The sequence below is a fragment of the Pseudomonas fluorescens genome (genome assembly GCF_040448305.1).
GTDB classification, from domain to species: Bacteria; Pseudomonadota; Gammaproteobacteria; order Pseudomonadales; family Pseudomonadaceae; genus Aquipseudomonas; species Aquipseudomonas fluorescens_BH.
In genome coordinates this window covers 3664520-3678955 of the sequence record NZ_CP148752.1, presented here as the reverse complement: position 1 = coordinate 3678955, position 14436 = coordinate 3664520, and the positions used below count along the sequence as shown (strand labels likewise).

The window sequence follows — 14436 nt, the reverse complement described above, 5'->3', positions numbered from 1 at the left end:
TCACTCCGTCCCGACCATTTATTCTTAAAGAAATCCAGTCACTTAGCGGTGACTGGATTTTTTTATGATTTATTGTTTTTGCGCGGAGCTGATTTTTGCCCCACTTTTTGCCCCACTGAGGATTTCGATTATCCGCTGGTCGAGAGGGAGGGGAATTAACGTAGAGTGCTCCAACGCGGGGTGTTCAAGAGCATCGGGTGCGAGGCGTGCACGATTGCATCGTTAATAGGGAGGAACGTTTTCCTCTTCGGGTATGAACCTCCACGTATCCGCCACATATCTCCAAGCAGAGCCCGTAAGAGACTGGCTCTAAATCTCTACCGCGGGTGGCAGTGAGCGCTCTTTCAGGTGGCTGAAGGCATAACGGGTACGCAGGGCAGGGTCATAGGCGGGGAACGGCACGATTGCCCCTGCGCTGATTTCCTGCTCAAAAGTGCCTTCGCGGCGAGGATTTCTTGTGCCCGAGCTGGTTGCACGCCTCAGACCATCTTTCCACCAGACAATACGCTCGAATAGTCAAAGATTGGGTGGCAGCCATTGGCCTTGATCCAACCATGTACGGTACTCACACGCTTCGGAGAACCAAGGCTTCTTTGATCTATCGCAGGGCAAAGAACCTGAGGTCCGTCCAACTCTTACTAGGTCATACGAAGCTTGAAAGCACTGTTAGGTACCTGGGAGTCGAGGTCGATGATGCCTTGGAAATGGCGGAGCAGACGGAAGTCTGACCATTCATTGTGACGGTCGTGCTAGGCCGTCGCTACTCGTTCCACTATCGGTCAAATGTGCCTATAAAATCAGGGACCGATTCAGATCAGAGGGCAGCCTTAGACTGCACTGAGTGATCCTAAGACTGGCGTATCCTCATTATGGAATCTGTGATGGCTTGAGCATTTGTGTCCAGCGTTTCCATGGCCGATATCGCATTAGCGGCAACACTGCCAACCCCATTTTCTAAAAGCCACTTGGTTATTTCTTCTATTGCTGCACCTAGGGCGTGTTGATTGTGGAGTAGCAATGTCAGAGCGTCAGCCGTCGCGATCTTGCAGTCTGAGCTATCTAGCATGACGGTCATCCTTGAGAAATGTTGCCGGAAGCCTAGCTCATCTCACGCTGGCTGAGACTGGTGGCTAATTACCTAGTTCTATCTAGCTGTTTGCATTCAACATTCACCTGAATTGCGCTTGCTCACGCTCCTAATTTTTGACCGGTAGAGGACGACCTAAAGTTGACTGTGGCGACAGGCAGAAATCGGCCGATTCTGTTGAAAAAGTAGCTCCCCTGTCTGGCCTGCGGCAAAATCTCTGCATTGGCCAGCAGGGAAGCACGCAGCATGATGGGACAGTTATCGAGTGGGCAGGAACGGCTGTTTTACTCGTTCAACCTTGAAGACCACATCCCCGCCAATCACCTTCTGCGTAGCATTGATCGGTGTCTCGATCTGAGCGACTTGCGCCATTACCTCGCCGATTTTTACAGCCCAATTGGGCGTCCGTCGATTGACCCTGAGTTGATGATCCGCATGCTGATCGTGGGCTATTGCTACGGCATTCGCTCAGAGCGTCGGCTGTGCGAAGAAGCCCATTTGAACCTGGCGTATCGCTGGTTCTGCCGGTTAAGCCTTGAAGATGAAGTCCCCAATCACTCGACCTTTTCCAAAAATAGGCACGGCCGTTTTCGGGACAGCGATTTGTTTCGCTGGCTGTTCAACGAAGTGCTGCGTCGTTGCATGGACGCCGGCCTGGTCAAGGGCGAAGGCTTTGCCGTGGACGCCAGCATCATCAAAGCGGATGCCAGCCGGCAGCGCGGTGTACCGGGTGATGAACCGGTCAACTGGAACGATCCGGCCCTGAGCACCCGCGCCGTGCGTGAGTATCTTGAGGCACTCGATGAAGAGGCTCTGGCCGAAACGCTACCGAAGCGCCTATCGCTGACTGATCCTCAAGCCCGCTGGACCGCAGCTCCAGGTGGCCCAGCGTTCTACGCTTATTCCACGAATTATCTGATCGATACCGAGCACGGCGTGATCATGGACGTGGAACCCACACCGGCTCATCGAACCGCAGAAGTCGAGAGCACCAAGACGATGATCGAACGGGTCGAAGCGCAGTTCGACATCAAGCCGGAGCGCCTTATTGGCGACACCGCTTACGGCACCGCGCCGATGCTGGCCTGGATGGTGGAGGAAAAAGACATCGAGCCGCATGTGCCGGTGTGGGACAAAACCGAGCGCAAGAACAACAGTTTTTCGAGCAACGATTTCCACTGGAATGAAGAGGCTGAGGAATACCGCTGCCCGGCCGGAAACCCATTGCGCAGCGAATGGCGAGCCTTCAAAAATGAGCGTTCACACGTCACCAAAGCCAACACCATTATCTTCCGATCCCGGCAGACCGACTGCGTTGCCTGTCTGATGAAAGCCAAGTGCTGCCCGAACACTGCGTGCCGCAAGATCGCCCGCAGCGTCCATGAAGCCGCGCGCGATGTGGCTCGGCGAATCGCAGCGACACCTGGGTACGTGCGCTCTCGCCACGAACGTAAGAAGGTCGAAATGTTGTTTGCCCACCTCAAGCGCATCCTGAAATTGGATCGCCTGCGACTACGTGGCATGAGTGGCGCGACTGATGAATTCACGCTGGCCGCTGCGGTGCAGAACCTGCGACGGCTGGCCAAATTTACATCTCAAGGGCCACCTGCCACGGGATAGGTGCGCCTGCACGAAGCAAAAAACCTCAAATTAACCCAATAACAGAGCAGCAAAGGTCAACGAAGAGCCGAGAAACCACTCGATGTGGTGAGTAGGTTCTCCGATGGTGGTCGTGCCTTAGTTCAGGCCAGCTGAAAATCCGACTTTTTCAACAGAATCAACCCAAAGCAGACATTATGTGTCTAGCAAATCCGGAGCAATTCACTGATGGGGAAATCAAATCCGGCCATGGGCTTTTTGGGCTTTCAAACTGGCTATTCCCGGGCTCCTTACGTAGCGGCAAAGGTGCGGCTGCGATTATCAGTTTGAACCAGTCGGCACGGCTTAACATCCATGAACCGTATGCGTATTTAAAGGGCGTGCTCACGCGCCTGCCGACGCAGCGGGTGAGTGAAGTCGATCAATTGTTGCCGCATAAGTGGCAACCGGTTTCATCACGCAAGGCGTGGTGTCGGACGCATAAACCTAGCCGATAGCTGTGACAAAGGCGGTGTTTTTCACTTAAAAGTACGTGGACACCTTCGCCATTATCGCCAGGATTTCCATGCGTCAGAGAACTTCTTGCCCCAAACCTTTTAAAGCCCAAGTCGTCCAAGAATACGTACAGCCGGACGTCTCAATGAAAAGCGTAGCTTTGCGCCGCAGAATAAGCGCCAACCTGATTTGAAAATGGATACCTGCCTATCGTGACCGCCAGACGCCGACGTTGCCCGCTTGGTGCTACGGTGATGGCTTTTTAGCAACCAATTCGAGATATCCATATGAAACCCAATCCGACAATCGATAACGTATTACGCGTCGCGTTGGTTACAGGATCCACTTCCGGTATCGGCGCAGCCATTGCACGTGTACTAAGCCGTGCAGGCTATGCGGTGGTGCTCCATTCGCGAAATTCTGCGGATGCGGGACGCGCAATGGTTGCCGAAATGAAGCAGGCTATTTACGTGCAAGCTGATCTTGCTTTCGAAGCTGACAGGGTCAGGCTTATTAACGAGGCGATCGCCGCGTGGGGGCAGCTCGACGTATTGGTCAATAACGCCGGTATTAGCAGAGTCATTCCGCACTGCGACCTTGCCTCGGCCAACTCGACGGTGTGGCACGAACTTAACGAGGTTAATGTCGTGGCGCCGTTCCACCTAGTCGCATTGGCCGAGTCGGCATTACGCGATGCCGCCCGTGACCGTCGAGCAGGTTGCGTCGTAAACATCAGTTCGCATGCCGGTATCCGTCCTAAGGGTGCATCGATTCCCTATGCGGTAAGCAAAGCTGCGCTTAATCACATGACCCGCTTGCTCGCGGTATCGCTGGGGCCAGAAATTCGCGTAAACGCTGTGGCGCCTGGCTTGGTCGACACGCCTCTGACCGCAGAGTGGACAGGTGCTCAAGAGTTGTGGCGAACTCGTGCACCTATGCGCAGGGCCGCTAGCCCAGACGACATCGCAAAAGCTGTTGTAATGCTGGTCGAGTCGGACTACTTAACCGGCGAGATACTCCTCTCAGACGGCGGGTTGAATCTGACCTAGGTTTAGCGTGCTCCGGTGTAGCAGGTGAGAAGACGAGTCACTCTGTTTCGCCGACTCGCCCAAAGGACGGATACCATAGCTTTTCAGGGCGGGCTAGAGGACACCGCCGGACGGATACAGATTACCGAGTTGCTGCCGCATAGATGGGCGCCCGTTTAACCACGCAAGGTCTGTTGGGCGGACGTTTGCTGTCCAGGGCCTGGCCAGAAGGCTTTAGAAAATGCATAAGGGGACTTGAAACTTGAAACTTGAAACTTGAAGCAGGCTGCAGCTTCCGCTCTCTAGATGCTGACCGTTCAGTTGGAAGAGTTGTTCAACTGCTGAAGCTCAAGTTGTTTGGCAGCACTGGCTTCGAGGTTTGCACGCTCTTCATCCAGATACCGATAAATACTTTGGAGGTTGGCGATTTTCTGTTTGATTTCCGCCATCTTCTTTTCAATTAGCTTGGCGCCGTCAGCACAATCGATCAGCTTGTTCCGTTGCGCATCCAGAATCTCGCCTATTTCCCCCAGGGAAAACCCCATGCTTTGCGCGCGCTGGATAAAGTCCAGATCCTGCAGAGTTTGCGCTGTGTAATCGCGATAGTTGTTAGTTCGCCGCTGTGGTGAGATCAGGCCGATTTGCTCGTAGTAACGTAGCGTATGGCGGCTGGCACCGCTGCGGGCCTCGAGTTCGCCGATTTTCATGAAAACACCGCTTGACCATAGAGTTGGGTTGATAGTTTACGCTTGGTTCCTCACCTTAAACAAGGAACAGGGAAATGAGCGTGGAGTGCTTTGTCACGGGGGGTACCGGTTTCATCGGTCAACATTTGGTGGCGAACCTGAGTGCAAAAGGTCACACCATTCGGGTGTTGATGCGTCGCCCGGAGCGACTAGCTGCACTGCGTGAGCAAGTCGACAATTTGGGAGGGTGTGCAACCCGGGTATTTGCCGTAGCTGGCGATCTGGAACGGGACAACCTCGGGCTGAGTCTTGCTGACCGAGAAGTACTAAGGCACGCCAGCGTCGTATTCCACCTGGGCGCCCACTTCGCATGGGGGCTTTCAGTGGAGCATTCTCGTGCGGTAAATGTGGAAGGGGCAAAGCGCGTGGCGCTGTTGGCGGCTGAGCAAAAAAGCCGGCTAGTGATGATCGGCGGCTACATGCTGAAAAATCATGAACATCTGCAACGCATCGGAATTGATCCTCGTTATCCGGAGCTGACGAATTGGCCTGCCGTCTACCGACATGTCGGTGGTTACGAGGGGAGCAAGCTGGAGGCGCATTTTGCGACCCTGGAGGTCATGTCCACCAAGGGCGGGGAGATTACCGTTGTCCACCCCGCGACGGTTTGTGGCCACAGCCGCACTGGGCATATCCTTGACGGTCAGCCGCTGGTGGAGCTGATACGAAACCTTGTGCAGAGAAAGCTGACTGCAGTGCCCGGTACCGCCGAGCACTGGCTGCCACTGGTCACCGTGGATTACCTGGTTGAGCTGGTGGCGGTTTGTGCTTTTGATCCTGCCATGGTGGGCCAGGAACTGCTGGCGCTTGATGACCAAACACCGAACTTGCGAGAACTCCTGGTACAGGTGGCACAACCTTTGGGCTTAAAGTCTCCCAAGCATTACATTTCACTCCGATTGTTGAAGTTGCTACTGAGTATTCCTCCCGTCGCGCGGTTTTTGAATACAAAACCCGAAGCCTTGGACTTTATCCAGACCACTCGTTTTGATACAGCGGCGGTCGAGCAATTTGCCAATATGCATGGAATATCCAAACCGGATATACGTCAGTCTTTGCAGCACACTGCAATGTTCGTCAACTCAAATTGCATAGCCAAGGGCCAGGCCCTCTGACTTCTCCCTTGGCGGCGACAAGAAGGCGAATGGCATCCTACTGGACGATCCAGCTTATGCCACAATAAATACTGGGGTCGATGGGATCTTCGTATCCTCAAACTTTGCGCCGTCGATGTAGGGCGGCATTCTATCGAACGACAATTCAGCGACAGGGATCGTCATCAATGCAATCTACTTTCAGCAAAGGCGTCATATTTGCACTCTCCGCTGCGGCACTGAACGCTACGATCGGTGTACTCAGCAAAGTACTCATGAGTAATGGTTTCACCGCTAGCAGTGTCGCTGTCATCAAGACCGTACTGGGATGCGTGCTGCTCTCGATCTTATTATTTGTCCTCAAGCGCCCGGCGGCGTCGACCAAATGGACTCAGGCGGCTATCTGCGCATTCCTTGGCATCTTTGTGCTGTTCCATTTCGAAACGTCCGCCTATCGACACTACGCTGCGGCAGGTGTGGTGGTGGTGCTGATGGCCAGTGCCTCAATTTCCTCGATCATTCTGGGGCGCATTTTTCTCAAAGATGCCATCACCGCGAACGCGACCGTGGGCGCCGCACTGGCTATCGCCGGGATCGCGGTGATCTTCGGCGCCGACCTGCAGCAGGGCTTTACCCTGCAAGGTGCTGCGCTAGCCTCCATGGCCGGCTGCGGCTATGGGGCGTTTTCGGTTGCCATGAAGCGGATGGGCGTGTCGGGGGGACTGCACTTCACCCGACAATTGTTGTTCTTTGGCAGCCTGTACCTGCTGATGCCGGCCGCGGCCGATGATTTCGTGATCGGCGAGCTGTCGCCGCTGGCGATCGCCGCGCTGCTGGCGCTGGCCGCGCTGCCGACAATCCTGGGCTTCTTCTGCACCACCAAGGCCATCGAGTATCTCAAGCCATCCCAAGTGCAGGCGCTGGAACTGACCGAGCCGCTGTTCGCCGCCCTGCTGGCGTTTGTGGCGCTCAATGAAGTACCGCGCGAAAGCCTGTACGCGGGAGCGGCACTGATCATCGTCGGCCTGTGTTTCTCCAATGAACTAATCCGCTTGGGCAGCAAAGCATCCGTACCTTCGACCGAGTGAGCTATTTTCGGATCCTGATTACTTTAGCAACCAGTGGTTTTTAAGTGTTTTGAGCTACTGACCGCTTCTGGCCGTTCTCTGCCGATCATGGTTACAAAGCGTGCTGGTCAAATCCGATGCAATCGGTGGTCAGAACGAATGCAAATGACTGGTCAGGTCGAATGCAAGCGGGTGATCAAGTAGAGTGCAATTTCGCAGCTGAATATCGGATTAGTGTTGTGGGGACTTGTAAGGGGTGATGATGGGGCTCAACAAACCAGTGCAGGACCTGAAGCGCGATCTGCAGGGTGTCGCCTCTGATCTGAAGTGGTCGGCCGTGGAGTTAGTTCGGATTGCCGAGCGGCTAAGCCACGCAGGTAATGGACCAGACGCTGAGGCGCTTCGAAGGATGATCACAATCTTCCAGCAAGGTGAGAATCGGTTAGATGGCTGGATTAAAGAAATCGGTGCAGGCCAGGTAGTCCCGCCGGCGAAGGCTGACCACTGCCAATGATCGCGGAAGGGATTGGCAGGAGGTTGTCATGGCACTTAACAAACCCAATCAAGAGTTACGCCGCGACTTGAAAGCCGCTGCATATTCCCTCGAAGAAGCTGCCCTGGAAATGTTCAGGCTTGCAAAACAGCGCGGGGATACAGAGCTTCTGGAGGCAATGGAGACGATCGAAAAGCTGCATGAGCAAGCTGATCGGCTGACTGCTTACACAGATGAGGTGAAGGCGGGAAGGATTGTCCGGAAGGCTGAATAGCCATGCGTTCTGGCGGGCGTATTCGCGCTAGATCCTGAAATACAAGCAATGCCCTGCAAACGGTTACTCAATGAAGAAGAAGCTGACGGACAGTAAAGCAGCAGTGACTGCTGCTGAAATTGAGCGTTCTATCCAAGCTCTGAACAAAATGGCTGAACGCCTATGGGGGGATGGCCGGGAAGCCGAGGCGAAAGCTCTCCTCGATGCCTTGGACGCGTTAAACCGGGCGCTTGATCGGATCAGGACTGGAGAGAGTCGCAGGGTTCTCCATTGAACGGCACAAATTAGCTGGCGGGTTATGAAGGCGAGAAGGATTGTGCGGGGGAAGGCGGAGTAGGCGCGTGGTATGACGGCGAGATGTTGTAGCGGCCTGGCGGTCGTACCGATGTAACTCAAATGCCCGGTTCAGAGCTTACCGCCAATACTTTGGGTCGCTCTTTAACTTTTCTCGCTCAAGGCGGCGAAGCTCCTCCAAACCCTTGGATCTACTCTTGATCTCGGTCCACGCCTGCGCGAATACCGGTAGATTCAAGTTCGCTTCAATTTCCTCCAACCAACTTTGCCATACATCCGAAACAATGCGTCCACGTGCTCGGAGCGAAACTTGCTCGTTGATCAGATCAACATATCGATACAGTTCGTCGAAGGCCTCTTCATATTCGTCGTCGTTTAAGCACTCGCCCATTAAAGCTTTCTTCGACAGTTCACCGGCCAATTCGCGATATTCCTTCCCCAAGGCGTCTTCGAATTGCAGCTGCGCGATCTCACGACTGGTCTTTAGCTAGTGTCGTGCGTACCAGACGCCGGCCGCAGCTACGCAGGCCGCAAGTGCCGAGATTGCACTACCAACTGCGCTAACGATATCGGTGGTCTCAGACACGTTTCTGTTGAAAAAGTCGGTTTTCTCAAATTGCCAGAGACTGATCGGTGAACGCACCTTTTTAGTACGCTGCTATGTGAAATCCGAGTCCGAATGTCTTCGCGACAATTCAATATTTCAATCTCAAACGCTTACTTTTTGGCCATAGAAACCAAGACCGACTTTCTCAACAGAATCGGCCGATTGCTGCCTGCTGAGAAGGGTTGCAATCGACCTATTTCTATCGATCAGAAGGAACATCCAGCGATCAACGTAAATGCAGGGCAGCCGTTTGTGGCCGCCCTGTAGACGTTATCCCCAGCGACGGCTTTTGCGAAAACCGGTTTGTGTTGTTTTCCCAGTCTGGGAACTGGCCTTGCTGCCCTTGCAGATCATGCACACGCGGCCGAAACCGCCAGCACCGCCGCCTAGTGCCGGATCGTAATAATCCGTCTTTTCCCTAATTTGGCCGCATTTCGAGCACGGTTTGAGCTCTTTGTTTGCCAGGCCTTGAGCCTGAGACTGAATATGGTTGACCGCTTCTGAAATCTGCTCACCCACGGCAATTTCCACTAACTGGTAAAGACGATCTGAAATAGTAGCGACAGGGTCGTCACCCAAGTTGAAACGATTGATGCGTAGGAACCGATAACCGTAGCTCTCCAGCGTTAGCTGGCGTTCCACGTCGGCCTCATTCAGGTAGCGTTCGTGATTGCCCACGTGAACGTGTTTGCCCTTGGCAAAATGGTAATCGAAGCCGTCGTACTCGATCACGATCTGGATGGGGCCCTTGCTCGACTGGTACGTCACCAGAAAGTCAACGCGCCATTTTGGATGCTCGTAGGTCGGGTCAAGTTGCTTGAGATAAGTTCCGATCTCGAACTGAGCAAAGACATCGATGGCGTCGATATTGGACTGATAGAACTTGGTCTGGCGAAACCACTCCAGAACCTTGGCTTCCATAGGGCTGGACTGATCGGTGTGTTCGGCAGAAGGTATTCTATTGGCGTTCTCAAGAATGTTCGCATAGTGGTTAAGCGCTTGTCCGATGGCGCCGCGAAACTCATTGAGTGGCTTGGAGTGAACAAACCAAATCATTTCCTGAGCGCGGCTAAAGCCGACGTTAAGACGCTGTACCTTGAGTTTTTGCTCCACTGCCTGTTCTGCGTCACTCAGTTCAACCGGGAAGATATAGTTGAGCGCATCCTCATCAGCCGTCGCTACCATCGAGTAGAAAATGATGTGCCGTTCCTCTCCCTGGCAGCTGTCGAAGGTCATAACCTTCAACCGCAACAGACGTTCGAAGTCTGCCCCGCGGGGGTGATTAAACAGCTTCTTCGACAGTAGGGTCTGCTGTTCACGAAAGGGCGAGATAATGCCTACGGTCGGTGGCGATTCCTCCTCGATCAGCTCAAGAAGGCGGTCAAGAATGAACTCCGCCTCCGCTTCATTGGTACCTCGTGTCACTCTCTTGTCTGTCGTATCGACTATGTCGAATCGGATGACTTCGTCGACCGGGATGCCGCGGATTTTGATGGCCTGCAATTGGTGCCCATAAAACGTGCCCGAGGAGTATCCGATTAGCTCCTGGTAAGAGCGGAAGTGCTTGCGCAGCATGACTGAGTATGAGGCCGCGTGATTGCAGAATTCCAGAATGGAACGTTTAACGTCGAACATGGACAGCCGCTGTAGGGCGTCGGCTGCGCCGCTGACGTGGGTCGTGAAATAGTTTTTCAGCTCATTGCGGTACTTATCATTCTGCTCAATGCTGGCATTCGCCGATTTCACGTTTGAAAATTGTTTGTCATCGCCCAGCACGACGACCTTCTTCGCGCGTAGTAGCGCCGGTAATGCTTGGGCGACTGAGACCTGTGAGGCCTCGTCGATGACCACCACGTCGAACATGTCAGGGGCCAATGGCATGTATTCACCAAACTCGCGAATACTGGCGATGATGACCGGGAAGCTCTCGCGTACGTGCGTGAACTTGTCTTCTGGAAATTTTTGTCGGTTAGCGATTACGCCAGCTAGCGCCCGTGCGTCTGAGCGGTAATTCTCCATGAAACTCAGTAGGCGAGTGTCTACGTGTGCGTTCATGACCGAGGTGTTGAGGCGCTCGAGCTGGGTCTTGGTGCCGGCATAATCATACTGGGGCGCCGATGCGAAGGCCTCCCGAGTGCGCAGCCAGCCGTGCAGGAACCGAACGGACAGGGGCCAGAGACGGGCATCATCCTTTGGTTGCTCAAGCAGTACATCCACTATTTTGGTATCGACACGACGCAGAATGGCCATGGCTTTTGCCGCATTGCCTGCGTTGAGTTTTGGCGTTTTTCCTCGGGTAAGCAGCCGATAACAACCCTCGAATTCGTCTTCTAGATCTTCGCTCTGAAGCTTCAATCGGAGCTTATTTGCCGCCTCAACGAGGTTGGATAACATTGCTTGCCGTTGCTTGAGCTGCAAGGGGCTGCTGACGGGTAGGGCATTAAGCTGACGTTCAACTTCGCGCACCTGTGCGCCACGGAACAGGTAACCGAACAGAGGCATCTTCAGTTGACCATAGCTGACTAGAAGTCCGCCAAGCGTGCGCAGTTGGGAGGACGACATCGACTCGAACAGATCCCATGGGGCGTCAGAATGTTCCTGAGTGAAGGCTGCCAGTAATGCATCCCTTCGCGTTCTGTTCCAAAGGCTTTGTGGGTTAAAGTCTCCCTCCGAGAAGACCTCAAGAAGATACTGTTCCACCCCCGTTAGGTGCTCGGTGATGCTCTCGAGCTCTGAAATCAGACCGGCTCCACTTGCGCGTTTCAACACTTCCAGTACTGACGGGGCAAGCTCAGCGAGCTCGGTTTCGTCTTTGAGCATTGCTTGTACGCTGGTCATTTCGATGGCGCCTAATGTCGCCACAGTCAGCTTGATCTGTTCCTTCAGGTTCTCCGACCGACTTTTTCGCTCCTCTTCGAGCCGGGGCTGATTCGCCTTCATTGCCTTGGCGTAGGCCCCGATCTGGGTCACAGCCTGATTCGAGGTCAGTTTGCGGAAGTTATGGGCTTGCTGGCCGAGCCGCAGTATCGGATTCGGGAAATCACGATCGTGGCGTACGCGTGACATGGCTTCCGACAGTTTGTCGTAGACCACATCCAGCGCTTCGGTCTTATCCGATAACACCAGACAGGAGCGCTGATTAAAGGCGCAATCGGCGGCGATTGCTGTGATCGTATGGCTCTTGCCGGTACCTGGAGGGCCGGAGACAACAACGATCTTTCCTTCAGGCTGTCGCACGGCAATCAATACTTTGCGTTGCTCTTCGTTCAGGGGGATCGGTGAGTCGAAGACCATTCGATCCACCATCGGAAGCGCATCCCAGGTGGTCTCCACAGCAGCAGCGATGGACTTGGGGTTCTCGCGCAGTACACCACCAACGATGCCCTCGAACAGTTCAACCACGGCCGATCCGCCATGCTTAAGTGCTTCGAGGATCTCTTCGTAGTCGTTGAGCAATGCCTCGTCCGAACGTTCATACGCAGCCAGGGACAGAGAGCTGGACAGCCCAACCGCAATTGTCGAGGTATCGGTAGCAGAGGAGGAGAGGCTGATCTTGCCACCGAGGTCCAAGGCATTGGCTACGCGCTGGAACAGGACGCGGGCCTCTTCGTATATGGACTGCTCGGGTTTGATGTAATGGATTCGTTCGGGGATCGGAGAAACCCATGCGCGTTCAAGCCCAGCAGCCAGCTCCTGCAGAATAAAGTCGATAGCCTTGCGGTTGGTATAAAGCTGGTTAAGCAGCTTTAACTTAAAGCCGGCCCCCTTTTCCTCCCTCTGTACCTCAATGGGAAGAAAGAAGAGTGGGTATTGGTTTCCACCGTACTTCACTGCACCGATGTATAGGTAGAGCTGCATCCCGTCGCTGGTGGCAACATAGGTCTCAAGATCGCGGAATTCGTGGTAGGCGTCAGCCGCCACAAACCCTTCAAAGAACACCATCAGCGCCTGACGAGTTCCTTCAAGAGTCAGGAACTGTGGGATCGCCTCCTTGAGCGGGGCTGAGTCCTGGGTGGCGAGCAGCTTGGCCAGCAGCTCTGGGAGGACTCGGGATAGGTCACCGCAGACACGATCAACGAGGTCCTTCTCCGCGGCGAATAATGAGTCCATTACCCAGTACGCCTGATTGCGCAGTGGACCATCCAGGTGAGCAATCAGGGGCTTGATGATGTGCTCGGCGACTTTGCTGCCCAAGTGGTTTTGGACTGACTCCACCCACAACTCCGGGTCTTCTATCGCTTTTGCGTAGGACTCTGCGGCTAGTTCCTCCACCGAAGTATGTACAGTTTGTAGGGATGAAGCAGGGATGGCGTTTACTTGCTCGTGGATCACTTTGCGAAGCACATCACTGATCGGACGCGTATAACGCCGTGGGTCGATCGTCAGTGACAGGTCCTCGCTAGATGGACGCCCCAATAGATTCCATAGGTCGCGATCCAAGGAGGGGTAGGGCGAGGTACGCATCCCCGATCTGAATCCGGTGTCGGTGGTCAGCACGATTCGGCGGCGCGGAGCTTGTTGACGCTTGAAATCCGAGTCTAAAAAGTCGCGGAAGTACTGACTGATCCGCGTGGCGACCGGCCGAAGTTGCTGCCCCAGAGCTTCCATTAGATTCCCCTAAAAACGAACACTGGACTTCGCTGCTCGAAACCCCGTGAAATCGGTATCGAGAGCAATCCAAAAAATGACAATGAGATGGGCGTCACAATACTGGCTCTGGCTCGACCGCGCCAACACACTTGCGTTTCCGCTACCGCCCGACATATCGAGACCGCAAGCAGCTAACCGGAAACGGTCTTTACTAAGCCGTCACAAGTGCGTCAAAGTACAGTGGGCCATCATGGTAAGGAGACAAGAGCATGCCACGAGGCGCAGCTTTTTTTGCAGGGATGACCAAGGCTCAGTTACGAGCCTGTATCCGGTTACGACTGAAAGAGCGGGAGCTTGAGGAGGTCTTTCAAGACGACTTGATCTCAGACCTTATCGCCGAAAAACACTACTACTGCTCTGTCCACGATCTGCGGCCGAGCCAATTCCGCATGCTGTATCGACCTGGTGGCGGCTATGACTTTTATGGTCTGTTTGATCCAAGTAGATGGCATAAGGTGTCTTGGTCTCAGTGCTTAGATCCAAGGGATCAAAACGACTGGATTCAATCTGCACTGCGCCTGGCATCAGCGCCCTTTTTATCCGCTCGAAGGCTTGCATTTCCGATCTGTGAGCGTTGTGGCGTTCTTCCCTCTACCGAAGTGGATCATGTGAATCCCGAATTCCAATCGATAGCCCGTCAGGCGATGCAGTTTATGACGACGTCTGAGTTTCGCAACGCATTTCGTGGTTTCGATTGGTGGAGCGACCAACCTTTCACATTACCTGTAGACAACTCCGCTCTCGCCTACACGCTACAGGCGCATCAGAGCGCGACGCTACAAGCCGTGTGTAAGGATTGTCATCTGCAAAACGCCGCTGACCGTAAGACGTTGCGGGCGGATCCGCCTAAAGCGCTTCATGGGCGATCCCTGCGATGAAATCCTCAGAAATCATAGCAAGGGTTCGCGGAGGCGTTTTTACACACTCTGGGCCGTTTTTTGCCTGTCGCGAAGGACTGCAATCGACCGATTCTGTTGAAAAAGTAGCTCCCCTGTCTGGCTA

The 14436-nt window shown here is 54.2% G+C and carries 12 protein-coding genes and 2 pseudogenes; 10 read left to right on the top strand and 4 right to left on the bottom strand.

Annotated elements, in window-relative coordinates; all coding sequences use genetic code 11:
* Positions 1-437: 437 nt before the first annotated feature.
* Positions 438-728: pseudogene (locus WHX55_RS16690) on the top strand (tyrosine-type recombinase/integrase); the annotation flags it as partial.
* A gap of 119 nt (positions 729-847) precedes the next feature.
* Here WHX55_RS16690 and WHX55_RS16685 read toward each other — a convergent pair.
* On the bottom strand, positions 848-1066 hold the full coding sequence (locus WHX55_RS16685; RefSeq protein ID WP_223510931.1) for a hypothetical protein: 219 nt from the start codon (positions 1064-1066) through the stop codon (positions 848-850).
* 267 nt (positions 1067-1333) lie between these two features.
* On the opposite strand from WHX55_RS16685, the gene WHX55_RS16680 reads away from it, so the two are divergent.
* The 3 genes and pseudogenes from WHX55_RS16680 to WHX55_RS16670 all read left to right on the top strand — a co-directional run bounded on the left by WHX55_RS16680 (position 1334) and on the right by WHX55_RS16670 (position 4230).
* Positions 1334-2707, top strand: a complete 1374-nt coding sequence (locus tag WHX55_RS16680; protein WP_218498467.1) for a transposase — start codon at positions 1334-1336, stop codon at positions 2705-2707.
* A gap of 214 nt (positions 2708-2921) precedes the next feature.
* Positions 2922-3183 (top strand): annotated as a pseudogene (locus WHX55_RS16675) (transposase domain-containing protein); the annotation flags it as partial.
* 285 nt (positions 3184-3468) lie between these two features.
* Positions 3469-4230 carry an SDR family oxidoreductase gene (locus WHX55_RS16670; protein ID WP_110625626.1) on the top strand — a complete coding sequence of 254 codons (762 nt, stop codon included), beginning with the start codon at positions 3469-3471 and terminating at the stop codon, positions 4228-4230.
* A gap of 296 nt (positions 4231-4526) precedes the next feature.
* On the opposite strand, the gene WHX55_RS16665 is transcribed toward WHX55_RS16670, so the two are convergent.
* Positions 4527-4916 (bottom strand): MerR family transcriptional regulator, encoded by a 390-nt coding sequence (locus WHX55_RS16665; protein WP_218497785.1) that lies wholly within the window; start codon positions 4914-4916, stop codon positions 4527-4529.
* Between the two features lie 74 nt (positions 4917-4990).
* On the opposite strand from WHX55_RS16665, the gene WHX55_RS16660 reads away from it, so the two are divergent.
* The 5 genes from WHX55_RS16660 (at position 4991) to WHX55_RS16640 (ending at position 8157) form a co-directional block, all read left to right on the top strand.
* The gene (locus WHX55_RS16660; RefSeq protein WP_218497786.1) at positions 4991-6070 is read left to right on the top strand and encodes an SDR family oxidoreductase; all 1080 of its coding nucleotides are present in this window, start codon (positions 4991-4993) and stop codon (positions 6068-6070) included.
* A gap of 167 nt (positions 6071-6237) precedes the next feature.
* On the top strand, positions 6238-7137 hold the full coding sequence (locus WHX55_RS16655; RefSeq protein ID WP_223510981.1) for a DMT family transporter: 900 nt from the start codon (positions 6238-6240) through the stop codon (positions 7135-7137).
* A 241-nt stretch (positions 7138-7378) separates the two neighbouring features.
* Positions 7379-7630 (top strand): hypothetical protein, encoded by a 252-nt coding sequence (locus tag WHX55_RS16650; RefSeq protein WP_223510980.1) that lies wholly within the window; start codon positions 7379-7381, stop codon positions 7628-7630.
* A gap of 28 nt (positions 7631-7658) precedes the next feature.
* The gene (locus WHX55_RS16645; RefSeq protein WP_008019294.1) at positions 7659-7883 is read left to right on the top strand and encodes a hypothetical protein; all 225 of its coding nucleotides are present in this window, start codon (positions 7659-7661) and stop codon (positions 7881-7883) included.
* A gap of 70 nt (positions 7884-7953) precedes the next feature.
* Entirely contained in the window at positions 7954-8157 is a 204-nt protein-coding gene (locus WHX55_RS16640; protein WP_218497788.1) for a hypothetical protein, read from the top strand.
* A gap of 138 nt (positions 8158-8295) precedes the next feature.
* Here the strand turns inward: WHX55_RS16640 and WHX55_RS16635 are convergent, their stop codons facing one another.
* Positions 8296-8598, bottom strand: coding sequence for a hypothetical protein (locus WHX55_RS16635; RefSeq protein ID WP_223510979.1), 303 nt, complete (start codon positions 8596-8598; stop codon positions 8296-8298).
* 456 nt (positions 8599-9054) lie between these two features.
* The gene (locus tag WHX55_RS16630; RefSeq protein ID WP_218497790.1) at positions 9055-13392 is read right to left on the bottom strand and encodes an AAA domain-containing protein; all 4338 of its coding nucleotides are present in this window, start codon (positions 13390-13392) and stop codon (positions 9055-9057) included.
* A 251-nt stretch (positions 13393-13643) separates the two neighbouring features.
* Here WHX55_RS16630 and WHX55_RS16625 point away from each other — a divergent pair, with 251 nt between their 5' ends.
* Positions 13644-14312 carry a hypothetical protein gene (locus tag WHX55_RS16625; RefSeq protein WP_218497791.1) on the top strand — a complete coding sequence of 223 codons (669 nt, stop codon included), beginning with the start codon at positions 13644-13646 and terminating at the stop codon, positions 14310-14312.
* The last annotated feature ends 124 nt before the right edge of the window (positions 14313-14436 follow it).